25 protein-coding genes are annotated in these 25,315 nt (G+C 66.5%); 11 read left to right on the top strand and 14 right to left on the bottom strand.

The genetic code is table 11. The annotated features are described in order from the left end of the window. The first annotated feature begins 43 nt into the window (after window positions 1-43). From FQV39_RS26780 to FQV39_RS26790, 3 genes are read left to right on the top strand one after another with little or no spacing between them, the layout of a single operon-like run. On the top strand, window positions 44-589 hold the full coding sequence (locus tag FQV39_RS26780) for an adenine phosphoribosyltransferase (protein WP_149133063.1): 546 nt from the start codon (window positions 44-46) through the stop codon (window positions 587-589). A 4-nt stretch (window positions 590-593) separates the two neighbouring features. Beyond that, window positions 594-1,703 (top strand): S-methyl-5-thioribose-1-phosphate isomerase, encoded by a 1,110-nt coding sequence (mtnA, locus tag FQV39_RS26785; RefSeq protein WP_149133064.1) that lies wholly within the window; start codon window positions 594-596, stop codon window positions 1,701-1,703. Then, window positions 1,700-2,344 (top strand): class II aldolase/adducin family protein, encoded by a 645-nt coding sequence (locus FQV39_RS26790; protein ID WP_149133065.1) that lies wholly within the window; start codon window positions 1,700-1,702, stop codon window positions 2,342-2,344. The genes mtnA and FQV39_RS26790 overlap by 4 nt, the downstream gene beginning before the upstream one ends. Window positions 2,345-2,599: 255 nt before the next feature. Here the strand turns inward: FQV39_RS26790 and bglX are convergent, their stop codons facing one another. Next, window positions 2,600-4,999 carry a beta-glucosidase BglX gene (gene bglX / locus FQV39_RS26795; protein ID WP_210251146.1) on the bottom strand — a complete coding sequence of 800 codons (2,400 nt, stop codon included), beginning with the start codon at window positions 4,997-4,999 and terminating at the stop codon, window positions 2,600-2,602. A 182-nt stretch (window positions 5,000-5,181) separates the two neighbouring features. Between bglX and FQV39_RS26800 the strand changes: the two genes are divergently transcribed. Beyond that, entirely contained in the window at window positions 5,182-6,942 is a 1,761-nt protein-coding gene (locus FQV39_RS26800) for a glucan biosynthesis protein G (protein WP_349238567.1), read from the top strand. Between the two features lie 57 nt (window positions 6,943-6,999). Here FQV39_RS26800 and FQV39_RS26805 read toward each other — a convergent pair whose 3' ends face one another. Next, on the bottom strand, window positions 7,000-8,013 hold the full coding sequence (locus FQV39_RS26805) for a MaoC family dehydratase (RefSeq protein WP_149133066.1): 1,014 nt from the start codon (window positions 8,011-8,013) through the stop codon (window positions 7,000-7,002). An 11-nt stretch (window positions 8,014-8,024) separates the two neighbouring features. Further along, on the bottom strand, window positions 8,025-9,122 hold the full coding sequence (gene ychF / locus FQV39_RS26810) for a redox-regulated ATPase YchF (RefSeq protein WP_149133067.1): 1,098 nt from the start codon (window positions 9,120-9,122) through the stop codon (window positions 8,025-8,027). A gap of 210 nt (window positions 9,123-9,332) precedes the next feature. Here ychF and FQV39_RS26815 point away from each other — a divergent pair, with 210 nt between their 5' ends. Beyond that, window positions 9,333-9,938 (top strand): DUF5666 domain-containing protein, encoded by a 606-nt coding sequence (locus FQV39_RS26815; protein ID WP_149133068.1) that lies wholly within the window; start codon window positions 9,333-9,335, stop codon window positions 9,936-9,938. A gap of 3 nt (window positions 9,939-9,941) precedes the next feature. Here FQV39_RS26815 and pth read toward each other — a convergent pair whose 3' ends face one another. The 9 genes from pth to FQV39_RS26860 form a co-directional block, all read right to left on the bottom strand. Beyond that, complete coding sequence (pth, locus tag FQV39_RS26820) at window positions 9,942-10,556, bottom strand: aminoacyl-tRNA hydrolase (RefSeq protein ID WP_149133069.1); 615 nt, start codon at window positions 10,554-10,556, stop codon at window positions 9,942-9,944. Between the two features lie 152 nt (window positions 10,557-10,708). Continuing rightward, window positions 10,709-11,329, bottom strand: coding sequence for a 50S ribosomal protein L25/general stress protein Ctc (locus FQV39_RS26825; RefSeq protein WP_149133070.1), 621 nt, complete (start codon window positions 11,327-11,329; stop codon window positions 10,709-10,711). A gap of 137 nt (window positions 11,330-11,466) precedes the next feature. Further along, entirely contained in the window at window positions 11,467-12,237 is a 771-nt protein-coding gene (locus FQV39_RS26830) for an EAL domain-containing protein (protein WP_187640073.1), read from the bottom strand. Continuing rightward, complete coding sequence (locus tag FQV39_RS26835) at window positions 12,131-13,324, bottom strand: diguanylate cyclase domain-containing protein (protein WP_149133072.1); 1,194 nt, start codon at window positions 13,322-13,324, stop codon at window positions 12,131-12,133. Before FQV39_RS26835 ends, FQV39_RS26830 begins: the two co-directional genes overlap by 107 nt. Before the next feature lie 95 nt (window positions 13,325-13,419). Further along, window positions 13,420-13,983 (bottom strand): VUT family protein, encoded by a 564-nt coding sequence (locus FQV39_RS26840; protein ID WP_149133073.1) that lies wholly within the window; start codon window positions 13,981-13,983, stop codon window positions 13,420-13,422. Further along, window positions 13,973-14,698 carry a 7-cyano-7-deazaguanine synthase QueC gene (queC, locus tag FQV39_RS26845; RefSeq protein WP_149133074.1) on the bottom strand — a complete coding sequence of 242 codons (726 nt, stop codon included), beginning with the start codon at window positions 14,696-14,698 and terminating at the stop codon, window positions 13,973-13,975. Before queC ends, FQV39_RS26840 begins: the two co-directional genes overlap by 11 nt. A gap of 10 nt (window positions 14,699-14,708) precedes the next feature. Beyond that, window positions 14,709-15,653 (bottom strand): ribose-phosphate pyrophosphokinase, encoded by a 945-nt coding sequence (locus FQV39_RS26850; protein ID WP_149133075.1) that lies wholly within the window; start codon window positions 15,651-15,653, stop codon window positions 14,709-14,711. Between the two features lie 190 nt (window positions 15,654-15,843). Then, window positions 15,844-16,410 carry a hypothetical protein gene (locus tag FQV39_RS26855; RefSeq protein ID WP_149133076.1) on the bottom strand — a complete coding sequence of 189 codons (567 nt, stop codon included), beginning with the start codon at window positions 16,408-16,410 and terminating at the stop codon, window positions 15,844-15,846. Window positions 16,411-16,471: 61 nt separating this feature from the next. Then, entirely contained in the window at window positions 16,472-17,623 is a 1,152-nt protein-coding gene (locus tag FQV39_RS26860) for a M24 family metallopeptidase (protein ID WP_149133077.1), read from the bottom strand. 292 nt (window positions 17,624-17,915) lie between these two features. On the opposite strand from FQV39_RS26860, the gene FQV39_RS26865 reads away from it, so the two are divergent. From FQV39_RS26865 to FQV39_RS26890, 6 genes are all read left to right on the top strand, one after another. After that, window positions 17,916-18,170: an accessory factor UbiK family protein gene (locus FQV39_RS26865; RefSeq protein WP_149133078.1), complete on the top strand. Its 255-nt coding sequence runs from the start codon at window positions 17,916-17,918 to the stop codon at window positions 18,168-18,170. A gap of 329 nt (window positions 18,171-18,499) precedes the next feature. Beyond that, the gene (locus FQV39_RS26870) at window positions 18,500-19,006 is read left to right on the top strand and encodes a type III secretion system chaperone family protein (protein ID WP_149133079.1); all 507 of its coding nucleotides are present in this window, start codon (window positions 18,500-18,502) and stop codon (window positions 19,004-19,006) included. Between the two features lie 530 nt (window positions 19,007-19,536). After that, window positions 19,537-20,358 (top strand): pyrroline-5-carboxylate reductase, encoded by an 822-nt coding sequence (proC, locus tag FQV39_RS26875; RefSeq protein ID WP_149133080.1) that lies wholly within the window; start codon window positions 19,537-19,539, stop codon window positions 20,356-20,358. Between the two features lie 166 nt (window positions 20,359-20,524). Further along, window positions 20,525-21,277 (top strand): TetR/AcrR family transcriptional regulator, encoded by a 753-nt coding sequence (locus FQV39_RS26880; RefSeq protein ID WP_149133081.1) that lies wholly within the window; start codon window positions 20,525-20,527, stop codon window positions 21,275-21,277. Window positions 21,278-21,391: 114 nt separating this feature from the next. Next, window positions 21,392-23,389, top strand: coding sequence for a methyl-accepting chemotaxis protein (locus FQV39_RS26885; protein ID WP_149133082.1), 1,998 nt, complete (start codon window positions 21,392-21,394; stop codon window positions 23,387-23,389). Then, window positions 23,386-23,745, top strand: coding sequence for a tRNA-binding protein (locus FQV39_RS26890; RefSeq protein ID WP_149133083.1), 360 nt, complete (start codon window positions 23,386-23,388; stop codon window positions 23,743-23,745). The genes FQV39_RS26885 and FQV39_RS26890 overlap by 4 nt, the downstream gene beginning before the upstream one ends. On the opposite strand, the gene FQV39_RS26895 is transcribed toward FQV39_RS26890, so the two are convergent. Next, window positions 23,742-24,683, bottom strand: a complete 942-nt coding sequence (locus FQV39_RS26895; RefSeq protein ID WP_149133084.1) for a pyridoxamine 5'-phosphate oxidase family protein — start codon at window positions 24,681-24,683, stop codon at window positions 23,742-23,744. The genes FQV39_RS26890 and FQV39_RS26895 overlap by 4 nt on opposite strands. Then, window positions 24,673-25,311: a glutathione S-transferase gene (locus FQV39_RS26900; protein ID WP_149133085.1), complete on the bottom strand. Its 639-nt coding sequence runs from the start codon at window positions 25,309-25,311 to the stop codon at window positions 24,673-24,675. The genes FQV39_RS26895 and FQV39_RS26900 overlap by 11 nt, the downstream gene beginning before the upstream one ends. Between the last annotated feature and the right edge of the window lie 4 nt (window positions 25,312-25,315).

Consider the following 25,315-nt stretch of genomic DNA (forward strand, 5'->3'; position numbering starts at 1 on the left):
CTTGACGAAGCTGGCTCGGCGTCCGACCAAGGCGTCCGTCACCATGTCCGAGACGACCTCCATGAACCTTGCCGACAGCATCCGCGCGATCCCGGACTATCCCCGGCCCGGCATCGTCTTTCGCGACATCACGACGCTGCTCGGCGATGCGCGGGCCTTCCGCCGGGTCGTCGACGAACTGGTGCAGCCCTTCGCGGGGCTGAAGATCGCCAAGATCGCCGGCATCGAGGCGCGCGGCTTCATCATTGGTGGTGCCGTGGCGCATCAGCTGTCGGCCGGCTTCATTCCGGTGCGCAAGAAGGGTAAGCTGCCGCTCGAGACGCTGCGGGCGACCTATGCGCTCGAATACGGCACCGACGAGATCGAGATCCACCGCGATGCGGTGCAGCCGGGCGAGCGCGTCCTGCTGGTCGACGATCTCGTCGCGACCGGGGGCACGGCCGAAGCGGCCGTCAACCTGTTGAGCGGGCTGGGCGCGGAGGTGGTCGCGGCCTGCTTCATCGTCGATCTCCCCGATCTCGGCGGCGCCGACAGGATCCGCCGTCTCGGCGTGCCCGTGCGGACGCTGGTGTCCTTTACCGACCCTTGAGCCCATGAAAATCAACGGCCAGCATTACCGGACGATCTGGCTTGCGCAGGATGGCTGGCGCGTCGTCGTCATCGACCAGACGCGGCTGCCTTTCCGCTTCGAGACCGTGGCGCTCGGCTCGACCGAGCAGGCGGCCGATGCGATCCGCTCGATGGTGGTGCGCGGCGCGCCGCTGATCGGCGCGACGGCCGCTTATGGCGTGGCGCTGGCGATGCGTGCCGATGCATCGGATGCCGCGCTGGAGGCGGCACTCGCGCTGCTCGGCTCGACCCGGCCGACCGCGGTCAATCTGCGCTGGGCGCTGGAGCGCATGCGACGCGTGCTGGCGGCGCTGCCCGCGGAGAAACGTGTCGAAGCTGCCTATGCTGAAGCAGCCGCGATCTGTGACGAGGATGTCGCGCTCTGCCGGGCCATCGGCGAGCACGGATTGCCGCTGATCCGCGAGATCGCTGCGCGGAAGCCGGCGGGGCAGGCGGTCAACATCCTCACCCACTGCAATGCCGGCTGGGTCGCGACCGTGGATTGGGGCACGGCGCTGGCGCCGATCTATCTGGCCCACGATGCCGGCATACCCGTCCATGTCTGGGTCGATGAGACGCGCCCGCGCAACCAGGGCTCGGCGCTGACGGCCTATGAGCTCGGCGCCCATGGCGTGCCGCACACCGTCATCGTCGATAATGCCGGTGGGCATCTGATGCAGCGCGGGCAGGTCGACATGGTGATCGTCGGCACCGACCGGACGACGGCGACAGGCGATGTCGCCAACAAGATCGGCACCTATCTCAAGGCGCTCGCGGCCCACGACAACGACGTGCCGTTCTATGTTGCGCTGCCTTCACCGACGATCGACTGGAGCATCGGCGACGGCCTCGCCGAGATTCCGATCGAGGAGCGGGCGACCCGCGAAGTGACCCATCTTTCCGGGCTCGCGGAGGATGGCGAGGTGCGGCCCTTCCGCGTCGTCGCACCCGGTAGCGGCGCGGCCAACCCGGCCTTCGACGTGACGCCGGCGCGCCTCGTCAGCGGGCTCATCACCGAACGCGGGGTTTGCGCGGCGAGCACTGAGGGCCTCGCCCAGCTCTTCCCCGATCTGGCGAACAGGGCGACAGCATGAACGAGACGGAGCTGCGGCAGGAGATCGTCGCGGTCGCGCAAGCGATCGACCGGGCGGGCTTCTGCCCGTCCAAGTCGGGCAATGTCTCGGCTCGCTTCGGGGAGGGGATGCTGATCACCCCGTCCGGGCTGCCCTATGCCCAGACGAAACCGGAGGACCTGATCCATCTGGCGCTCGACGGCACGGTGCTGAGCGGTGCGCGCAAACCGTCCTCGGAATGGCCCTTCCATGTCGAGATTTACAAGGCCCGGCCGGATGCGCAGGCGATCGTTCACACCCATTCCCCGCGCGCCACGGCGCTCTCCAGCACGCGGCGCGGCATCCCGGCCTTCCACTACATGATCGCGCTTTGCGGCGGTGCCGATGTGCGCTGTGCCGACTATGCGACCTTCGGCACGCCCGAACTCGCGGCCAATGCGGTGAAAGGGCTGGAGGGGCGCAAGGCCGTGCTGCTCGCCAATCACGGCGTGATTGCGCTCGGCCAGACGCTGGCCGGCGCGCACACCATCGTCGCCGAGGTCGAGAACCTCGCCGGGCAATATCTCGACATTCTCGCGGCCGGGCTCGAGCCGGTCATCCTCGACGCCGATGAGATGGAGCGCGTCGGCGCGAAGTTTGCGGGCTACGGCAAGGTCGGCTGAGGCAAGCTGCCGAGGCGACGCTTCACGGACCTGGGGAGATCGGCCGCGGGGCCCCTTAGGCCAAGAGGTGGCGCCACAGGCCGGCACAACTGTCCGGCCTGGAGCGAGCCGCGTTTTGATAGAAGGGGATGTCATCCCGGACGGAGCGAAGGGGAGACCCGGGATCCATGCCTGAAGCTCTATCGGAAACGTTCCGGCATGGATCCCGGGTCAAGCCCGGGATGACCGCGTGGCTTCGGGCAAACTTAGCGCGCCCTAGTCGAGCATGAAGGACTGCTCCAGCACGTCCCTGGAATCGAGGCCGAGCTGCACCTCGAAGCGCCCGCTCTCGACGACTTCCTTGAGTTCGGCATTGATGAACTTGAGCTGCTCCTTGCCGATCTCGAAGCGGACCACGCGGCTCTCGCCGGGCTTGAGCGTCACCTTCTGGAAGCCCTTCAGTTCCTTTATCGGGCGCGCGATCGAGGCGTAGGGGTCGGCGATGTAGAGCTGCACGACGTTGGCGCCCTCATAGGTGCCGTCATTGGTCAGCGTCGCCTCGGCGGTCAGGCGTTGGCCCTGCGTGATCCGGGATGCCGAGAGCTTCAGGTTGGATAGGGTGAAACGGCTGTAGCTCAGCCCGAAGCCGAAGGGATAGAGCGGGCCCTGCTCCTCCTCGAAATATTGCGAGGTGTAGTTGCCCGGCTTGCCCGGAGTGAACGGGCGCCCGATCCGCAGAGGATTGTAGTAAGTCGGGATCTGACCGACGGAGCGGGGGAAGGAGATCGGCAGCTTGGCCGAGGGGTTGTGGTCGCCAAACAGCACGTCGGCGATGGCGTTGCCGCCCTCGGTGCCGGTGTACCAGGTCTCCAGCAGCGCGTCGGCATTGTCCTTTTCCCAGCCGAGGGCGAGCGGACGGCCGTTCATCAGCACGACGACGAGCGGCTTGCCGGTGGCCTTGAGGGCCTTGAGCAGGGCGCGCTGGGAACCGGGCATCTCGATGCTGATGCGGCTCGAGGATTCATGCGACATGCCGCGCACCTCGCCGACGACCGCGATCACCACGTCGGCTTGGTTTGCGACCGATACGGCTTCCTGGATCATCTCCTCAGGGCTGCGCGGATCCTGGATGACCTCCGGCTTGTCCCAGTTCAGATAGTTCAGGTATTCGACGACCTTCTGGTCGTCGAGGACGTTGGAGCCGCGGGCGGTCAGGAGGCGTGCCTTGCCTTCGATCGCCTTCTCGATGCCGGCGCGCACGGTCACGGCCTGCTCGGCCACGCCCTGCGCGGACCAGCTGCCGAGGATATCGAGGCCGGAATCGGCCAGCGGTCCGACAAGCGCGATCGTTCCGGTCTTCTTCAGCGGCAGCGTCTGGTTGCGGTTCTCCAGCAGCACGATGGTTTCGCGGGCGATCTCGCGCGCCGGCTGGCGGTGGAGGCGGCTGTCGGCCTTCTCGTTCACCGGGTCGTCGGCGGGTTTGCCCATGCGCAGGAACGGATTGGCGAACAGGCCGAGATCGTATTTGGCGCCCAGCACCTCGCGGACGCAGGCATCGAGTTCCGCCATCTTGACCTCGCCCGAGGCGATGAGGCCCGGCAGCTCGGCAAGATAGACCTGATCGGCCATGCTGAGGTCGATGCCCGCCTTGATGGCGAGCTTGGCCGCCTCACGCGCATCGCGCGCGACGCCATGACGCGTCAGCTCGGTGATTGCGCCATGGTCGCTGACGGTCACGCCGTCGAAGCCCCATTGCTCGCGCAGCAGATCCTGCATCAGCCAGGTGTTGGAGGTCGCGGGCACGCCGTTGATCGAATTGAGCGCGACCATCACGCCGCCGGCCCCGGCCTCGATCGCGGCTCGATAGGGCGGCAAATAGACCTGATGCATGCGCAGCGGGCTCATATCGACCGTGTTGTAGTCGCGCCCGCCCTCGACCGCGCCGTAGAGCGCGAAATGCTTGACCGCCGCCATGATGCTGTTGGGGCGGTCGGTCGCATCGCCCTGGAAGCCGCGGACGCTCGCCCGTGCGCATTCGGAGACCAGATAGGGGTCTTCGCCGAAGCCCTCGGAGGTGCGGCCCCAGCGCGGATCGCGGCTGATGTCGACCATCGGCGCGAAGGTCATGTCCACGCCGTCGTTGCAGGCCTCGATGGCCGAGACGCGGGCCATCCGCTCGATCGCGGCCATGTCGAAGCTCGCCGCCAGGCCGAGCGGGATGGGGAAGGTGGTGCGGTGGCCGTGCACCACGTCATAGGCGAAGAAGAGCGGGATCTTCAGCCGGCTGCGCTTGACGGCCGCTTCCTGCAGCGGCCGATTGTCGCGCCGGATGACGGTGTTGAACGAGCCGGCGATGCGCCCGGCTGCAACCTCGTCTATCAGCTTGGCATGCGGCATCTCGGGGCCGATGCTGATCAGGCGCAACTGGCCGATCTTCTCCTCGACCGTCATGCGCTTGATCAGGTCGTCGATGAACGCCTGCTTGCTGACGGGGCCGGTCAAGTTGAGGGCCTGTTTCGGCGCTGCTGCAGCCGGTTTCGCGGCCACCCCCGCGACCAAAGCGGCCGAAGCCATGGCGCCTAGAGCCTGGCGCCGGGACAAGCCCTGATCGGCCTCGTCCTTGCAGGAGACCGCATCCAGCCCGTCGGCGACCGGCGCACCGTTCGAATTATCCATGCTGAGTTCGTTCACTGAGGTTGGGAAAGGCGAAGGGCGGCGTGGGAGCGGTTCGGAAGAACGACGCTCATTCCTTGACCCTTGTGTCGATGATGGGCATTTGTGCTCGGGTGCGCCGCTGCCAACGTGGGACGGGCGCGCTCCGCCCCGCCAGCCTGCATCTTTAAGGAGCTGATGTGAACTTGTCGACCCGTTCTGGTAACGGGGCCTTCGATATGGCCCGGATTTCTTTTTCGGCCGGACGCATGCTGACGATGGCGTTGGATTGGTGCGGAGCGGCCCGGCGCGGGGCAGGCTTCGCGCGATTGGGATTGGCGCTCGGCTGGTTGGCTGTCGCAACGCTCGCCGGGACCTCGGCCTTCGCGCAGAAGCGCCCGGTGGAGTTCGGGCTCGAGGACGTGCTCGCGAAGGCGAAGGCGCTGGCGGACAAGCCCCATATCACCCCGGCCAGCAATCTGCCTGACGTGTTCAGCAAGATGCAGTTCGCCGACTACCAGAAGATGCAGCCCCGGCGCGACCGCTTTGCCTGGACCGAGCTCGGCACGCCCTTCAAGCTGGCGTTCTACCACCAGGGAATGCAGTTCAACGCGCCGGTGAAGATCAACGAGATCGTCAACGGTGCGGTGCAGGAAATTCCCTACGATGCCGGCCGCTTCGATTTCGCGGATCTGCATTTCGACCGCGAGCAGACCAGCAAGCTCGGCTGGGCCGGTTTCCGGGTGGTGTACCCGATCAACCAGGCCGGCAAGCTCGATGAGGTCATGAGCGTGCTGGGCGCGAGCTATTTTCGCGTGATCGGCAAGGGGCAGATCTACGGCCTTTCGGGGCGCGGCCTGGCGATCGATACCGGCCTGCCGATCGCTGAAGAGTTCCCGGCTTTCCGCGAATTCTGGCTTCGCCGCCCCAAGCCGCGGGACAAGCAGCTGACCTTCTATGCGCTGATGGATTCGCCGCGAGCGACGGGCGCGTACGAATTTACCCTGGCGCCGGGCGCCGACGCGGTGTTGAGCGTCAAGGCGCGCGTCTTCATGCGCGAGGGTGCAGCCCCGCGGACGCTCGGTATCGCGCCCTTGACCAGCATGTTCCTCTTCGGCCCCAACCAGCCATCGCCGACCTATAACTTCCGGCCGGCCATCCACGATTCCAACGGGCTTGCCATTCACGGCGGTGACGGCAAGTGGACCTGGAGCCCGCTCAGCAACCCGCCATCCATGGTGGCTACGACCAATTTCGCGGCCGAGAACCCGAAAGGCTTCGGCCTGCTTCAGCGTGGGCGCTCCTTCACGCGCTATGAAGATCTGAAGGATCGCTACGATCTGCGTCCGAGTGCCTGGATCGAGCCGACCAATAACTGGGGCAAGGGCAGCGTACGTCTCGTCGAGATCCCGACGGGGGACGAGACCAATGACAACATCGTCGCCTTCTGGGTGCCCGAGAGCATGCCGGCGGCCGGCCAGCCGCTGCAGTTCGACTATCGAATCCACTGGACGACGGACGAACCTGCGATTTTGAAGGACGGCACCTCCTATGTCTGGCAGACGATACGCTCCACGGGAGAGTTCTATCAGTCCAACCTCATTCGCGCGGGCGATGGGACGCAGGCGTTCCTGATCGACTTCAAAGGGCCCTCGTTGCGCCAGCTTTCGCCGCAGGCGCCGGTCACGGCCGAGGTCGGTGCCAACGACAATGTCGAGATCGTCGGAACCGAGCTGCAGCCGAATCCTGCCATCAAAGGCTGGCGTCTGACCTATCGGGTAAAACTCAAGAACCCGGCCGTGTCTTCCGATCTGCGCGCGACATTGAAGCAGGGCGACCGCACGCTGACAGAGACCTGGAACCTGAGAGTTCCTCCTTTGCCCGCTCCGAAGGGAAGGGAGTCCTATCTCAATCCCTTCAAGGCGATCGAAGGCCAAAGGTCAGAGCTGATCGAGCCGAAGCCCTGACGTCGCCTTGCGTTATGGCCGAGCCTGCCGTCCTCAGACGGCGGGCGGGACTTTTGATCAGGCAGGCTTCCGCTCGACGAAGACACAGCCGTCGAAGCTGAAGACCTCTTCGCCGCGCTGGTTGATGCCGGTGTTGCGGTGGAAGAACAGGCCCCATTGCGGGCGCGAGGCGCTCTCGCGCTTGTCCGCCACCTCGGAGAAATAGGTGATGCGGTCCCCGGTGAGGACCGGCTTCGACCAGCGCAGGTTCTTGAAGCCGGGCGAGGGGCCGAGACGGGCCGGGCGCCCGGGCGTGGCGGCGAGCTGGCGCTTGCGGTGCGAGACCATGGTCGCCATCCAGACCGCTGCCGTGTGCCAGCCTGAAGCGGCGAGCTGGCCGAACAGGCTGGTGCGCGCCGCCGCTTCGTCCATGTGGAAGGGCTGCGGGTCGAAGCTGCGAGCGAAGGCGATGATTTCCTCCGCCGTGAAGACGAAGCTGCCGAGTTCGTGGCGGCTGCCGATCTCCAGCTCCTCGAAGAAGCGAGTCGGTTGCGCCGGCTCTGACGGGGCTCCAAGCAAGCTCTCCTGAACCGGGCGTTCGTAGCGCGGCGAATGGGCGAGCCAGTCGCCTTTCGGCTGCGGGGCGATGCCGGAGTTCCTGCGGCCGAACATGATCCAGTTGGTCTGCTCCAGCAGCGGCTCGCCGCGCTGGTTGAGCAGTTCGAGCCGGAAGCGCACGAGGCCCATCTCGGGCCGCGAGCGCGAGGCCTTGGTCTCGAGCACCGTGCGGCGAGCGGTCACGCTGTCGCCGGGCAGGAGCGGGCGCAGCCATGTCACCTCCTCGATGCCCGGCGCGCCCATGCCGGTCGAGTCGAGCAGGAAGCTCTCCGCCATCAGCCGCATCAGTAGCGAGCAGCTGTGCCAGCCGGAACCGATCAGGCGGCCGACGAAGCTCGCCTTCGCGGCTTCCGGATCAACATGGAAGTCCTGCGCGTCATAGCGCGAGGCGAAGGCGACGATCTCGTCCTGCGAGACAGCGATGCTGTGCGAGAGGACGCTCTCGCCAGGGACGAAATCCTCGAAGTGCAGCATCGGCCGGCTCTTCAGGTCGCGAAGCGGAAGTGCAGCACGTCGCCGTCGGCGACGACGTACTCCTTGCCTTCGAGGCGGAACTTGCCGGCCTCGCGCGCGCCCGTCTCGCCCTTGTTGGCGACGTAGTCGTCATAGGCGATGGTTTCGGCGCGGATGTAGCCCTTCTCGAAATCGGTGTGGATCACGCCGGCGGCTTGCGGGCCCTTGGTGCCCTTCTCGATCGTCCAGGCGCGAGCCTCCTTCGGGCCGACGGTGAAGTAGGTCACGAGGTTGAGCAGGCTGTAGCCGGCGCGGATGACGCGGTTGAGCCCCGGCTCCTCCAGCCCCACGGCTTCCAGATAGTCCGTCTGCTCCTCCGGCGGCAGCACCGCGATCTCGCTCTCGATCTTGGCCGAGACGACGACGGCGACCGCGCCTTCCTCGGCGGCGCGCTTCTTCACCAGCTCGGAGAAGCTGTTGCCCTTGTCGGCGCTCGCTTCCTCGACGTTGCAGACATAGAGCACGGGCTTGGACGAGAGCAGGCCGAGCAGCTCGAAGGGGCGGCGCTCCTCGGCCGCGAGCTGGACGAGGCGGGCCGGCTTGCCGTCGCGCAAGAGGACGAGGCAGCGGGTCATCAGGTCGACCGCTTCCTTGGCTTCCTTGTCGCCGGACTTGGCTTTCTTCTCCAGCGGGACGACGCGCTTCTCCAGGCTTTCGAGGTCGGCGAGCATCAGCTCGGTCTCGATCGTCTCGATGTCGTCGATCGGCGAGACCTTGCCCTCGACATGGGTGATGTCACCGTCTTCGAAGCAGCGCACCACATGAGCGATGGCGTCGCATTCGCGGATATTGGCGAGGAACTGGTTGCCGAGGCCTTCACCCTTCGAGGCGCCGCGCACGAGGCCGGCGATGTCGACGAAGGTCAGCCGGGTCGGGATGATCTCCTTGGAGCCGGCGATGGCGGCGAGCTGCTCCAGCCGCTCGTCGGGCACGGCGACGTCGCCGACATTCGGCTCGATGGTGCAGAACGGGTAGTTGGCAGCCTGCGCCGCGGCCGTCTGCGTCAGCGCGTTGAAGAGGGTCGACTTGCCGACATTCGGCAGGCCGACGATTCCGCATTTGAAGCCCATGATCGCCTGTTCCGTTGCCCTCGGCGGACTGAACCACTGCCGGGCGTGAAGCTTTGAAAGTTGCGGCCTTATTGGGGGGCTTGCGCGATAAACACAAGTGCCGCGCGCCTGATGGCGGCTGTGCCGCTCACGCGAACGTGCATGGCAGCGGGGCAGATGCTGGTGCTGGATCGTCCGGCCGCGGCCGCTCGTGCCGTTCGGAGCATCGCCATGAACCGTTTCCGCTTCGCATTCATCTTGCCGATCTTTGCCCTGGCCGGCGGCTTGGCCTTGGCGCAGGCGCCGGGGACGCGATTGCGCGGTACGGTGGAGCGCATGGAAGGCGCGACGCTGGACCTCAAGGCGGCCGACGGGCGGGAGGTGAAAGTCGCGCTCGCGCCGGGTTTCTCCACCGGCGGGGTCGTCCCCGCCAAGACGTCTGACATCGCGAAGGGGAGTTTCATCGGCGTCGGCGCGAAGCCGCAGCCGGACGGCACGCTGCTGGCCGTGCAGGTCTTCATCTTCCCGGAGGCGCTGCGCGGTACGGGCGAAGGGCACCGGCCCTGGGGCGTGCTGCCGGATGCGACCATGACGAACGCGACCGTGGCCGAGACGGTCTCGCGGGTCGATGGCGCCAATCTCGTGCTGAGCTATCCGGGCGGCGAGCAGAAGGTCGTGATCACGCCTGAGGCGACCGTCCTGATGGCAGCGCCGGCGGAGGCGAGCGAACTGAAGCCCGGCGCGCAGGTTGCGATGACGGCGAGCCGGCAGGCCGACGGCAGCTACAGCACGAGCCGTGTGACGGTCGCGAAGTCCGGCGCGAAGCTGCCGCTCTGACGATTAATCGGTGGCCTTCTCGCCCAGCCGCTTCACGGCGCCATGGCCGCGCGCGTCCATGAAGAGATGCACCTTGTTCTGGAAGCCGGTATCGTCATGGGCGGCGAGCAGGGCCGCGTGATCGGCGCAGGCCGTGCAGAGATCCTCGACCCAGGGCTGCTCGACCTTGCCGAAATCGTTCAGCACATAGCCATGGACCAGCTCTTTTAGCCCCGGATGGCCGATGCCCATGCGGACGCGGCGGTAGTCGTTGCCGATCGCGGCCGTGGTCGAGCGCAGGCCGTTATGGCCGGCATTGCCGCCGCCGAGCTTCACGCGCAGCTTCGCGGGGGCGAGGTCGAGCTCGTCATGGAAGACGATGACGTCGGCCGGCGCGATCTTGAAGAAGCGCGCGGCCTCGCCGATCGAACGGCCTGACTCGTTCATGTAGATTTGCGGCTTGAGCAGGATCACCTTCTCGCCGCCGATGGTGGCTTCGCAGGATTCAGCCTGGAAACGCGCGCGCCAGGGCGAGGCGCGATGGAGGCGGGCGATCTCCTCGACGGCCATGAAGCCGATATTGTGCCGGTTGCGGGCATAGCGCGCGCCGGGATTGCCGAGGCCGGCAAAGATCAGCATGGCGGAACTCCGGCAGGCTCATGGATCAGCATCGGATCCCTCCGAAAAGTGGATTCCACTTTTCGGTCCGATGCCAAAGCAAGACGGCCGGGAGGACCCGGCCGTCTCGGTAGACTGGATAGGCGGAAGCGGCGCCAGGCGGCGCCGTTTCATCAGGCCTTGGCTTCGGCCGGAGCCTCGGCAGCAGCCTCGGCAACGGGCTCGACCTCGACGTTCGGCGGAGCGATCGTGACGATCGTCGCGTCCGAACCGACGGTCAGCTTCGCGCCGGCCGGCAGCTTGACGGCCTTGGCCTCGATCTGGTCACCGATGTTCAGGCCGGCGACGGAGACCTCGAAAGCTTCCGGAATGCTGTCAGGCTCGACGGTGATCTCGAGGGTGTGCTCGATGATCTGAACCAGACCGCCGCTCTTGACGCCCGGGCTGGCTTCCTGGCCGATGACGTGGATCGGAACCTGGACCGTGACGGTCTGGCCCTTGGCGACGCGCAGGAAGTCGACGTGGATCGGGAAGTCCTTGACCGGGTCGAGCTGGTAGTCGCGCGGAATGACGCGCTGCTTCTTGCCGCCGACGGTGATCTCGAAGATCGTGGTCAGGAAGTGGCCGCCGAAAATCAGCTGGCGGGTCTTGTTGGCGTCGAGCGCGATGGCTTCGGGAGCAGCGCCCCCACCATAGATCACGGCAGGCGTTTGGCCCTGGCGGCGAACTGCACGGGCGGCCCCCTTGCCGACCTGTGCGCGCGCCGAAGCCTCGATTTGCTTCACGGCGGTCATGTTGGATGTCCTTGACTTGTAAATGACAAGGCCGCCTCGTGGCGGCCATCGGATTGCGCGTCCAGAGCCTCCAAGGGTGTCAGCGGGACGCGCGGCTGCTCATAGGCGAAAACGGGCGCAATCTCAACCCCGTTGCATCATGCCGCGTTTGCGACGGCTTCTCGTTCGAGCGCGGTCGCAGAGCTTGCCTGGCCGAAGCGCTGCAGCAGCTCACGGATGACCAGCGCCGGAACCGGCGGCGAATAGAGATAGCCTTGTCCGAAACGACAGCCCATCTCCTCGAGACGCTGAGCCTGCGACTGCGTCTCGATGCCCTCGGCGATGATCTTCATGCCGAGCCGGCGTGTCATCGTCAGCAGGGATTCGACGATCACGGCGCTGCGGGCTCCGCTGTCGATGGCGCTGACGAAGGAGCGGTCGATCTTGATGATGTCGATCGGGAAATCGAGCAAATGGGTCAACGAGGCGAAGCCGGTGCCGAAATCATCCAGTGCGACCAGCATGCCGCAGGCACGCAGCGCCTCCATTGTCCGCGCGACGCCATCCCTGCGGCCACCCATGAAGACCTGCTCGGTCACCTCGACGACGAGGTGGCGCATCGACAGCCCCGCCTTGTCGAGCGCCCGGGCCACGCGTTGCGCCAGATCGCCCTTCTGGAAATCAGCCGAGGTCACATTCAGGCTGGCATGCTGGATATGCAGGCCTGCGCTTTGCCATTCGGCCATGTCGGACGCGACCGAAGCCAGCATCTGCGTGGTGATGCGGTGGGCGATCTTCGAATCCTGCAGGGCTTCCTGAAATTCACCGGCCGTCACGATGCGCCCGTCGTCCAGCCGCATGCGGGCGAGCGCCTCGACGCCGACGATCTCGGCCGTGTCGAGCCGGATGATCGGCTGGTAGTACGGCACGATCCGCTCGCCGCCGAGCGCCCCGTCGACATCCTTGCGAATTCGGGTGCGGTGCATCATCGCGCTGCGCAGCTTGCGGCGGAAGCGCACATAGCGGCCGCGGCGAGTCTCCTTGGCATGGTACAGTGCGAGATCGGCATTTCTGCCGGAGCGTCACGCTGTCTTCCCCGTCCTCGCCGGCGATGGCGCCGCCGATCGTGACGCTCGGCTGAATGCTGTGTCCGTCATGCTCGAGCGGCGTCGCGGCGATCGCCGAGAGAGCGGCGGAGGCGAGGCTGCGCATCCGCGCAGGGCTCTCGCAATCCGGGATCAGGACCGCGAATTCGTCACCACCGATCCGGCAGGGAAGGCAACCGATCAGGGCAGTGCTCAGGCGGTCGCCGACGCCGGCGATCAGGCTGTCGCCGGCGGCATGGCCGAGCGTATCGTTCACGATCTTGAGATGATCGATATCGATCAGCATCAGCCCGTAGCGCCGCGAGGCCGCGCTCATTGTGGTGATGGCGTCGTTGAACTGGGCCCGGTTCGGCAGCCTGGTCAGCGTGTCGAAATAGGCGAGATGGTGATTGCGAGCACGCACCTCGTCGTGCTCGATCGCGATGGCGCAGAGATGGACGCAGGTCGCGACGATGCGGCGCTCGAGCGCGCGGGGACGGCGGGGCGTGCGGAAGTAGAAAGCGAAGGCACCGACGACGCGGCCGTCCCGCGCCTTGATCGGCGTCGACCAGCAGGCTCTGAGGCCGAGTGGCAGGACAAGCTGCGTATACGGCTCCCAGAGTGGGTCGGTCGCGATGTCGGTCACCTCGACGGGGGTGGCACGATGGATCGCGGTGCCGCAGGAGCCGGCGCGGGGGCCCGTCGGCGCGCCGGCGATCGCGGCGACATAGTGATCGGGCAGACTCGGTGAGGCGAGGGGTTGCAGATGACCCTGATCGTCGACCGTCACGACCGAACAGATAACCCCGGGCGAGATCGCTTCCGCCTGGTGGCACAGGCGCTCCATGCACAGGGCGAGCGGTTCCCCGCGCGCGATATCTTCCAGAATATCGTTCTGCAGGGCCTGCAGGCGGTCGGAGGGCTTGATCACGCTGTTCCCGACAGAGATGGGCTTGTCGAAGAACGCACATTCTAACTCAATCGGCTTAAAGGCCGATTGAGGGGCCGATTCAAACTTTATCCGCCTCAGGCGGCGACGAGGCCCAGGCGCTCGTCACGGCGGCGCATCAGATACATCAGCGGCAGTGCGAACATGACCATCCAGGCCTTGCCGATGATCTGGCCGGTGAGGAAATCCAGGCTGCCGAAGGCGAGGTACAGGAAGACGATGCTGTCGACGACGAGGCCGACCATGCCGGAAGCGAAGACCGCGGTCAGGAAACGGCGGCGTTGCAAGGGCGTATAGATGGCGAAATCGGCGAGTTCCGACAGCAGGAAGGCCGAGACCGAGGCGATCACGATCGCCGGGGGGGCGAGCAGGGCCGAGATCAGCGTGCCGACGGCGATCGCGCCGAGGCCCGCCAATGTGCCGAGGCGGCGCTGGACGATGTCGCGCAGCACGAGCGCAAGCCCGACCATCAGCACGCCGCTCGGCGCCATCACTCCCGGCCAGACCGGCACGAGGCAGGGGCCGTTCGGCACGCAGACAGTGCCGGCATTGCCGATGAGCCAGTTGGCCAACGGAATGGTGAGGCCGAACAGGACGAGCGCGACGAGGCCTTCGATCCGCCGCTGGTGATCACGATTCATAAGAGGGTCCGCTGTCGTCGGGTGCCATGAGATAGGCTGCGAAGCCTTTTGCGCGCAAATCGCAGGCTGGACAATGGCCGCAGCCGAAACCCCAGCCATGCCGGGTCGTCCTGTCACCCAGATAGCAACTATGCGTCTGTTCGAGGACGAGATCGAGGAGAGCCTGCCCGCCGAGTTCCCGCGCCAGCGCGAAGGTCTGCGCCTTGTCGCGCCACATCAGCGGCGTGTGCAGCACGAGCCGGCGGTCGAGACCGAGGCCGAGCGCGACCTGCATCGCCTTGATCGTATCGTCCCGGCAATCGGGGTAGCCGGAATAATCGGTCTCGCAGACGCCGAGGATGATGTGTTTCAGGCCGCGGCGATAGGCGAGGGCCGCGGCGAAGGTCAGGAAGATCAGGTTGCGGCCTGGCACGAAGGTTGTCGGCAGGCCGGTCTCGGCGAAGCTGATTTCGGTCTCGCGCGTCAGCGCGGTTTCGGAAATCGCGCCGAGCGCCTTCAGATCGACGATATGGTCGGGGCCGAGCCGCTCGGCATAGTGGGAGGAAAGCGCCGGCAGCTTTTCCCGAATGGCGAGGCGGCACTCCATCTCGACGAGGTGGCGCTGGCCGTAGTCGAAGCCGATCGTCTCCACCGTGTCGAAACGGTCGAGCGCCCAGGCCAGTGCCGTGGTGGAGTCCTGGCCGCCGGAAAACAGGACGAGCGCGCCGGAACTCAAGCGACCATCCTCAGTCGAACAGGCTCGACACGCTGGTCTCGCTCGCCGTGCGCTCGATCGCCTCGCCCATCAGCCCGGCGATGGAGATGACGCGGATGTTGCGCGCGACCTTCACCGCCTCAGTCGGCATGATCGAATCGGTGATGACCAGTTCCTTCAGCTTCGAGGAGGCGATACGAGCAACCGCGCCGCCCGAGAGCACGCCATGGGTGATGTAGGCGTAGACCTCCTTGGCGCCCTGCTCGAGCAGGGCTTCGGCCGCGTTCACCAGCGTGCCGCCGGAGTCGACGATATCGTCGATCAGGATGCAGGAGCGGCCCTCGACCGAGCCGATGATGTTCATGACTTCCGATTCGCCCGGCCGGTCGCGGCGCTTGTCGACGATGGCGAGCGGGGCGTCGATGCGCTTTGCGAGCGCACGCGCCCGGACCACGCCGCCGACGTCCGGCGAGACGACCATGGCGTTCTTCCATTCCAGCCGGTCCTTGATGTCGCGCGCCATCAGCGGGGCGCCGAACAGGTTGTCGGTCGGGATGTCGAAGAAGCCCTGGATCTGGCCGGCGTGGAGGTCGAGCGTCAGCACGCGGTCGACGCCGGCATGGGTGATAAGGTTGGCGACGAGCTTGGCCGAGATCGGGGTACGGCCCGAGGCACGCCGATCCTGCCTTGCATAGCCGAAATAGGGGATCACCGCCGTGATGCGGCGCGCCGAGGAGCGGCGCAGCGCGTCGGTGATGATCAGCAGCTCCATCAGGTGGTCGTTGGTGGGGAAGGAGGTCGACTGGATGAGGAAGACATCCTGCCCGCGCACATTCTCCTGGATTTCGACGAAGACCTCCATGTCCGCGAAGCGCCGGACGGTGGCCTTGGCGAGGGGAATACTGAGATGGTTGCAGATGGCTTCTGCAAGCGGCCGGTTGGAGTTGCCGGCGACGACTTTGAAATGAGAGGGCATGCCGTGGCGCACCGTTGGACAAGGCGGGGCACGAGCCGGCGGGCCGGCTCAATTCGAACGGCTCTTAACAGTGCGATGACATGGAGTCGACCGCTGCGCTGCAATATCGCCGCTCAAAAAGCGCTCGCGGCGCTTGGCGTGACCCGGAATCCACTGACGTAGCGTCGCCCGAGGGGCTGAACGCCCGCGCTCAGCTCTTCTTGTCGGTGGTTGCGGCGACCTTGGTTCCAGGCTTCGCCGGCTTGTCGGCCTTCTTGTCCTTGTCGCCGCCAAGCGTCTCGATGGCCGGGGTGGTCACGAGGAAGCCCGCAATCGCATCCATCGAGTCGGAGGCCGCCTTGGCGACAATCGTCTGGTCGATGCCGGCCCACGGATCGGAGCCGCTGCTGCGCTTGCCGATGCTCTCGCCCTGCACGCGTTGGGCGCGCTGCTTGGTCGAATCATAGACGTCCCAGACGAAGGCGAGCGAGGTCTGGCCGTCCTCGGTCGGCTGGGCGGTGAGATAGCCTTTCACGCGGAAGCGCGCCGGCTTGTTGCCGGGCACGATCTCCATCTTGCGCTCGGCGGCGGCTTCGCCGAGCAGCCCGGCAAAGCTCGTGGTGACATCCTCGGGCGCGCCGGAGATGCTCTGCACCGATACCGGAACGCCGGGCGCGTCGACACGCGGCCGCGACGCGGTCTGGGTGGTTTCCTGGCAGCCGGCGAGGGCCAGCGCAAAAAACGGCCCCAGAGCCAGGCCGCTCAAACGGTTGATCATGACGCCTCCCGCCCTTTGGGCTGTGGACTGCTTCGAGATTCCCTGTGCCCCTTTTCTAGGCTTAACGGAGGACGAGGTCCAGATCAGGCAAATTCAGCGCCTCGGCGCCGCCCGCGCCCACCAGATAGGTGCGGCCCAGGCACATGGCGGTCGCGCTGTCGGAATCCATCAGGATCATGTGGGCGAACATCACCATGCCCGGCACGATCTCCCAGTCATTGGCCTCGTAGAACATCGGCCAGTCCATCCAGGACGGTGTGAACTTGGCACCCAGCGAATAGCCGCAGGCATTGAGTCGGTGCTGCGCGAGGCCGTGCTCGTCGAAGATGCGGGCATGCGCCGCGAAGACATCGCCGGCGGTGCGGCCGGGCTTCAATGCGGCCTCGCAGGCGAGCAGCGCGTCGCGGGCGGCGGCATGATAGGGGCGGTGCAGCGGGCGGGGATCGCCGACCACGACGGTGCGCATCGCCGCGACGTGGTAGTGCCGATCGACCCCAGCGAATTCGAGGGTGATCTGATCGTTGGCGTCGAGCCTGCGCCGGCCGGACTTGTAGCGGCAGAGCAGGGCGTCACTGTCCGATCCGATGATGAACTCATTGGCCGGATAGTCGCCGCCGCCAGCGAAGATCGCATTGTGCTGGGCGGCGAGGATCTCGCCCTCGTCGGCGCCGGCCCGGATCATGTCAAGCGCTGCCCGGTCGGCCGCGTCCGCAAGCGCCGCAGCGCGGCGGACATAGACGATCTCCTCGGCCGATTTCACGGCGCGCAGCCGCGTGACGATCGTCGAGGCATCAACGAGCTCGGCCTGGCCGGTGAAGGCTGTGTCCAGCTTGCGGTAGTTCGAGGCGACGAGGCCATAGGACTCGAACTCGACGCCGATGCGCTTGCCGGACAGGCCGAGATCGCGCGCCAGCGCCAGAAGGTCGCTGGCCGGATTGGCGTCGCGGCCGTCCTTCCAGATGCGGATGTCGCCGAGGTTGGAGGTGTGCTGTGCCTGCCGCAGGTCGGCTGAGCGAGTCAGCAGCGCCATGGTGCCGTCGGCCCTGACGACGAGGCATTGGAAGAAGCAGAAACCGAAGGTGTCGTAGCCGGTCAGCCAGAACATCGATTCCTGCTGGAACAGGAAGAGCGCGTCGAGCCGGCCGGCCTGCATCGCGGCGAGGAGGGCTTCACGGCGGCGGGCGAATTCAGCGGGGGTGAAATGCTGGGCCATGATCGTCTCCTCGGGGCAGGCTGCGTTCTCCTGGAAGCGCGGGTCATCCCGGCCGAAGAGCCGGGATCCATGCCTGAAGCTTCGTCGGGAAGCGCTCTGGCATGGATCCCGGGTCAAGCCCGGGATGACCCGCGTGGTTCCGCGTCAAATCAGCAGCCTGCTGGTTGTGCAGGCGGACATGTGACTGCTCTGCCGGCCGGTAGGCAAGCCGGACCTCCGGTCGCAATTGCGGCGCCGGTCCGCGCTGCCTATAGGCTTTGGTCAGAGAATTTCGCCCCGATGGGAGAGAGCCATGGTGAACCCCGGCAACCGCATCCTCGACGACATTGCCCGCCTCGCCACCGATGCGGCCGGAGCCGCGCAGGGCGTGCGCCGCGAGGTCGAGACCGTCGTGAAGACCCAGATCGAGCGCCTGCTGCGCGATCTCGACGTCGTCACCCGCGAGGAATTCGAGGCGGTGCGCGAGATGGCGCTGATCGCCCGTGAGGAGAACGACAAGCTCGCCGCCCGCCTCGCAGCGCTCGAGGAGAAGCTGGGCAAGTCCTGACTAACGAGTTCTGAACGGTCAGCCTCACAGCGATGGCCCTCATGCCCCCGCGTCATGTCCACAGCCATGTGCTGTGGACAGCCCTTCGGAGGGATTGAGCCCACCGGGCGAATCCGCGGAGCTTCGCGTTGTGTTGGGAGCGTCACAGCGCCTGCGCTATCGTCGGTGGAAAGAATTGATTCGTCGGGCGGATTCGCTTTCGGCCGATGAAGGGAGCGCCCCGCCCCGGGGTGTTCCGGAGGTGTGTTGCGTTCCTTCGGCTTTCCAGTCGCCGTGTTCCTCTTCTCGAACGCGCCGGGGCTCATGCCCCGGAAGGTGGACCCTAGGGCATGATGGACCTCGATATGGATGCCGAGCTGGATCGGCCTTCCAACCCGCTCGACCTGTTCGAACGCCTTGCCGCTCTCAACGGTTGGACCTTCGACCGCGACAGCGAGGACGAGCTTTCGGTCGCGGTGACCGGCGGCTGGTCGGAATATCACGTCGCGATCACCTGGCTCGCGGAGGTCGAGGCGCTGCACATCGCCTGTGCCTTCGACCTCAAGGTGCCGGAGCGGCGGCGCAGCGAGGTGCTGCAGCTCGTGAGCCTGGTCAATGAGCAGCTCTGGCTCGGCCATTTCGACCTGTGGAGCACCGAGAGCGTGGTGATGTACCGCCATGCTCTGCTGCTTTCCGGCGGGGCGGAGCCGACCGACGAGCAGGCGGCGGCGCTGGTCAAGACGGCGGTCGAGGCCTGCGAGCGCTACTACCAGGCCTTCCAGTTCGTCGTCTGGGCCGGCAAGACGGCCAAGGAGGGCATGGAGGGTGCCATCCTGGAGACGGTCGGCGAAGCCTGACCGGCCGCATTGCCGTCATGGCCGGGCTTGACCCTCTGCTGTCGGGTTGAGCGCGGCCGAGCCGCAGCTCCCCTTCTCCCACCCATCTCGGGCTTGCCCGAGATGGGCAGCTTTTGGTGCCGAAGTCGGCAACAGCCGACTTCGGTGCGGGAGAAGGTGGCGCGTAGCGCCGGATGAGGGGTCGCACAGGTCTTGAAAGCTTCGAAAAATGTCGCATCGGGCCAGCGATCGGCGTCGCGAGACCCCTCACCCTAACCCTCTCCCGCATCGAAGTCGGCTGTTGCCGACTTCGACACTTGGTCTGCTGATCTCGGGCAAGCCCGAGATCAGTGGGAGAGGGGATGGCGCGAGCATGTCTCCTTGGTCATCGCTCACTGGAAGCCTTCGGCGGAGCAAAGCTTTTCCCTGTTGCAGTTCAGTTGAACCGGACAGACGTGGGCTTGACCCGGCCATCTCTTGCAGGCTCTGGTCCTGAGATGCCCGGGGCAAGCCCGGGCATGACGCCCTGGTCCCAAGCGACGAGAACCGCCATGTCGAATTCCCTTCCGCAATCGCTCGTCCTGATCGGCGCGGGCAAGATGGGCGGAGCGATGCTGGAGGGCTGGCTGCGCATCGGCATGGACCCGGCCGGCATCAGCATCATCGATCCCAAGCCTTCCGACGAGATGGTCGAGCTCGCTGGCGAGAAGGGGATGCGGCTCAACCCTTCCGCCAAGGAGATTCCCGCGGCCGATGTCGTCGTCCTCGCGACCAAGCCGCAGATGCTGGATACCGCCGCACCGGCCGTCCAGGCTTTCATCCATCCCCGGACGCTGCTGATCTCGATCCTCGCCGGCAAGACGCTGGGCGATCTTGCCGCACGCCTGCCGAACGCCGCCGCGATCATTCGCGCCATGCCGAACCTGCCGGCCTCGGTGCAGCGCGGCGTCACCGCTGTCGCGCCCGGCAAGGGCGTCAGCGCCGCGCAGCGCGCCACCGCCGATGCGCTGCTCGGCAGCATCGGCAAGGTCGAGTGGCTCAACGATGAGGGGCTGATCGACGCCGTCACGGCCGTCTCGGGTTCCGGCCCGGCCTATGTCTTCCATCTGGTCGAATGCCTGGCCGCGGCCGGGGCTGCGGCGGGGCTGCCCGCCGATGTGGCAGAGCGGCTGGCGCGGGCGACGGTGGAGGGCGCGGGCGAGCTGCTGTTCCAGTCGCCGCTGCCGCCGGGAACCCTGCGCCAGAACGTGACCTCGCCGGGTGGCACCACGGCTGCCGCGCTCGAAGTGCTGATGGCGGATGACGGCTTGAAGCCGCTGATGAACAAGGCGGTGGCTGCTGCGAAACGTCGCGCCGGCGAGCTTTCGGGCTGAAGCTGTTCAGTTTTCGTTGAAAACCGAACAGCTTCAGGTCGTTGCGTAACGCATTTTCTTCGCGCGAACCGGTTTCCACTTCGCTCGAAAATGCTGCAGGCGGCCTTCCACCCGCCACGATAGCGGCCTAACCTCCTTTCGACGCGAAGCGAGAGGAGCTGTCCCCATGGTCCGCAAACCCGTTTCCACGCCGCCGGCAGGCGCTGAGCCCGGGCCCGCCGCCAAGCCGGCCGATCCGCGCAAGCGCGCCGTCGATGCGCTGATGAAGCTTGCCGCCGAGCGGCCCTGGCATCAGATCGAGCTGCCGGATATCGCCACCGAGGCCGGGCTGACACTGGCGCAGCTGCGCGGGCTCTTCCCCTCCAAGCTCGCCATGCTGGGCGGCGTGACGCGCCTCGTCGACGAGGCGGTTCTGGCCGGCACGTCGGAGGATCTGGCAGGGGAGCCCGCCAAGGAGCGCATGTTCGATCTGGTGATGCGCCGGCTCGACGCGATGGCGCCGTACAAGGCGGGCCTGCGCAAGATCGTGCCCGTCATCCGGCGCGATCCGCTGGCGCTGGCGGCGCTCAACCGCGGCGCGATCAATTCCTGGCGCTACATGCTGGCTTCCGCCGGCATTCCGACCGAGGATGCGCTCGGGCATCTGCGCCTGCAGGGCGCGGTGCTGCTGATGGCGCGGGTGTCCGAAACCTGGCTCGACGATGACGAGCCCGAGCTGTCGAAGACCATGGCACGGCTCGATCGCGAGCTGAATTTGGCCAGCTGCATCATGGCACGAGCGGAGGATGTACATCGCCTGACGGCGCCGTTCAGAGGGCTGGCGCGGGCGATCTGCTTCGGCCGGCCGTTGAAGGCGCGTCGGCGCGAGCGTGCCTCGGAGCGCGGCGAGGACAACGACGACTACGCACCGGCGATCTGAGCAGAGGCGCCGCTGCATCGCAGCGGCGAAAATGTGGCCGAAATGGGTCAATGTTAAGCGCGTTTTAGTCAATTTGCGCGAGGTGAAGGATCCCATCCCGCGCAGGAAACGCGTATGTCTTTCTTCAAGAAGCTTGCGACCCTGTCGATCAGCCGTTCATTCGCCCTGATCGCAGCCCTGGCCGTGCTGATCGCGATCGGCAGTGTCGGCTACACGTTGAATGCCGCCCGCAACGAGATGCTCGCGCTGAAGCGCGCCGAGATGAAGAATCTCGTCGAAGCCGCAGCGACGACGGTGAAAGGCTATCTGGCGCGGGTCGAAGCCGGTGAGCTCAAGGAAGACGATGCCAAGAAGATGGCCATGGGGGCCCTCGGCAATGCGCGCTTTGATGATGGAAACTACTACTTCCTCATCAATTACGACGGCATTAGTGTCATGCATGCCAACAAGAAGATCCAGTCGACGGACATGAAGTCGCTCAAGGACGCGGATGGCAAGTTCTTCGTCCAGGAGATGATCGCGCTGGTGAAGGCGAAGGGCGAAGGCTTCCTCGACTATGGCTGGCTCAAGGCCGGCGACAAGGAGCCTTCCCTCAAGATCTCCTATGTCGTCGGCATTCCGAAGTGGCAGTGGGTGGTCGGTTCCGGCCTTCATGTGCAGAATGTCGATGCCACCTTCATGAGCATGGTCGCGGGCGTCGCCAAGGTGCTCGTGCCGCTCGGCCTTCTCATGCTCGGCCTGGTCGTTGTGCTGAGCCGCCGCGCCACCGGCATGCTGCATTCGCTGAAGGGCTCGATGGAAGGCGTCGTCTCCGGGCATCTCGACACTGCGATCGAGCATCAGGAGCGCTCCGACGAGATCGGCTCGATGGCGCGTTCGCTGGTGATCTTCCGCGATGCGGCCCTCGCCAAGGAGGCGATGGAGGCCGACAAGCTGCGCGCCGAGGAGGAAGCGGCCGACCACCGCAGCGCCGCCGATGGCGAACGCCGCCGCAATGAGGCCGAGCGTGCCGAGCATGCACGCGTCCAGGCCGGCGTGGTGCAGGCTCTCGCCACCGGTCTGGAGCGGCTCTCCGATGGCGACCTGACCTACCGGATCGAAGCGGCCTTCGCCGCCGAGTACGTCAAGCTCAGGGACGACTTCAACGGCGCCATCGCCAAGCTTCAGGACGCGATGCGGCAGATTGCGACCAATACCGAGAGCATGAAGGCGGGCTCGACCGAGATCAGCCAGGCGGCAGACGATCTCGCCAGCCGCACCGAGCAGCAGGCCTCCTCGGTCGAGGAAACCGCGACCGCGCTCGACGAGCTCACCGCCACGGTGCGCCAGACGGCCGAGAGCGCGCGCCTCGCCAACCAGGCGACGGAACAGGTCAAGACCGAGGCGGAGCAGTCGACCAGCATCGTGCGCGACGCGGTGACGGCGATGGGCGGTATCGAGAAATCGGCGCAGGAAATCTCGCAGATCGTCGGCGTGATCGACGAGATCGCCTTCCAGACCAACCTGCTCGCCCTCAACGCCTCGGTCGAGGCGGCACGCGCCGGCGATGCCGGCAAGGGCTTCGCCGTTGTCGCCTCCGAAGTGCGGGCGCTGGCGCAGCGTTCGGCTTCCGCCGCCAAGGAGATCAAGACGCTGATCGACGCTTCGGCGATCGAGGTCGAGAAGGGCGTCGCGCTCGTCGGCCAGACCGGCGGCGCGCTCCAGCGCATGGCTTCCGAGATCACCCGCGTCACCGGTCTCGTCGCCGAGATCGCGGGCGCCGCGCAGGAACAGGCGTCGGGCTTGCAGGAGGTCAACTCCGCCGTCGGCGAGATGGATCAGGCGACGCAGCAGAACGCCGCGATGGCCGAGCAATCCACCGCTGCCGCCCATTCGCTGTCGCAGGAGGCCGACCGCCTGTCAGCGCTGGTCGCACGCTTCCAGCTCGGCAGCGATGTCGCCGGGCTCAAGGCGATGGCGCGGACGATGCAGGCGGCCGTCGCGCAGTCGGCTGCCACACCAGCGCCCCGGGCCGCCGCGCCCCGGACCGCCAGCAAGGCCTATAACGGCAGCACAGTCGCCGCGCACAAGGCCGATGCCGATGCCCGCGACAAGGGCTGGGAGGAATTTTGAGCACTTCTGCTGAACCGGCCGTCCCGATCGGCTTCGACGACTTCCTCAAGGTCGACATCCGTGTCGGCACGATCGTCGAGGCCGAGCCCTATCCCGAAGCGCGCAAGCCCTCGATCAAGCTCGTCATCGATTTCGGCGGCTCCATCGGCCGCAAGAAATCCTCGGCGCAGATCACCAAGCACTACCGGCCCGAGGATCTACCGGGTCGGCAGGTGCTCGCGGTGGTCAACTTCCCGCCGCGCCAGATCGGCAAATTCATGTCGGAGGTGCTGACGCTCGGCATTCCCGATGCCGAGGGCGAGGTCGTGCTGATCGGGCCGGGCCACGGCGTTCCGGATGGCGGAAGGCTGTACTAGCTGGCCGCCAAAGCAGCGGGAGCAGACCAGAGGCCAGTCTGCAATGTGGTTGACGCGAACTCCGGTGCCGACCAGCGCAAGGACAGCGCATGGGCGCGCCGCCAGCCCCGAGTGACATGGAAGCGCCACAGGCGCTGCGAGCCCTCCAGCCCGGAAAGCTCCGGCCCGTCCCAGACGATCTCCGCCACGCCTTGCAATTGCAGTGTCGTGCCCGTCTCGAAATCGACGAAGAGCAGGGCGGCTCGCGGCTGCTCCAGCAGGTTTCCGAGCGTGTTGAAGTAGTTGTTTCCGGCGAAATCCGGGATGGTCAGCGTATCGCCGTCGATCCGCACGAAGCCCGGCCGGCCGCCGCGATGGGAGATGTCGACGCCTCCCAGCGGTGTTTCGAGAGCCGCGGCGCTGGCGATGAAGAGCGTATCGGCCTTGGCGATCAACGCCCGAGCCGCCGCATCGAGGCTGGAGAGGCTGGCGGGTTGATGGGCGGGGTCGCTGCCGTTCGGAGCCCGACTGCGCGCCTGGATGTATTTGGCGCAGTTGCCGAAGCTCTGGGCCACGGCCACTGAAAAACCATCGGCTCCAACCGCTTCGACCCGGCCGTTGGCGCGATTGCGGCGCCTGGTCTCGAATTCGAGCCCGAGCAGGCCGATGGGGCTGCCCGGCCGGAACGCGCCGTATGCCGGATCGCCGGGTTGCGGCAGAGCTGAAATCGACAGGCTCGTCGGGTCCGGGCTGGTCACGAAACCGGGCACGCCGGTGAGCGTCGTCGCCAGCGGCCAGCCCTCGCCATCGAGCACACCGGCGAAGAGCCAGGGAAGCTGGCCGAAGAAGATGCGGTGCTGGTCCGGCATGAAGCTGCGGATGCCTGCGCCGCGCGCGGCGACGCCGGCCCGCGTCTGCACGGCGTGTTCGCCGGCGTGGAAGGGGTCGTCAGGCGGCATCGTCGTCGAGCTCGGCGGGGAGGGGCGATGGCGGGATCCGCTTGAAGAACGGCAAGGCTTCGATGCGGGCCAGCCAGCGCCGCACGGCCGGATAGGGCCGAAGCGAGATGCCGCCCTCCGGCGCGTGAGCGACGTAGGCATAGCAGGCCAGATCGGCGATGGTCGGGTGAACCGCCGCCAGGTAGTCGCGCTCCGCCAGATGCTCTTCCATGAAGGCAAGGAGCCGTGCCGCGATCCGCTTGGCGCGCGCCTTGTCGTCGTTCAGGCCGAACTGCGTGATCAGCCGCGCAACGGAAGGGCCATGCATGACCTCGCCAGCCGCGATCGAAAGCCAGCGCTGAACATGGGCCGCGCCGACGGCATCACCGGGCAGCCAGGTGCTGTCCGGGGCATAGCGCCTGACCAGATAGACCATGATCGCGTTGCTGTCGGCGAGCGTCAGCTCGCCGTCCTGCAGGACGGGAATCTGACCGAGCGGATTGAGCTTCCGAAAGGCCGGGCTCTGCCGGACTTCGGCGGGTGCCGGCTCGAAGCGGAAGGGCAGGTCGAGGGCGCGGAGTAAAAGCTCGACTCGGTGGGCGTGGCCGGAAAGGGGCGTGCCGTAGAGGACGATCTCGGTCGATGGCATGGCG

This window comes from Bosea sp. F3-2, assembly GCF_008253865.1.
Classification (GTDB): domain Bacteria; phylum Pseudomonadota; class Alphaproteobacteria; order Rhizobiales; family Beijerinckiaceae; genus Allobosea.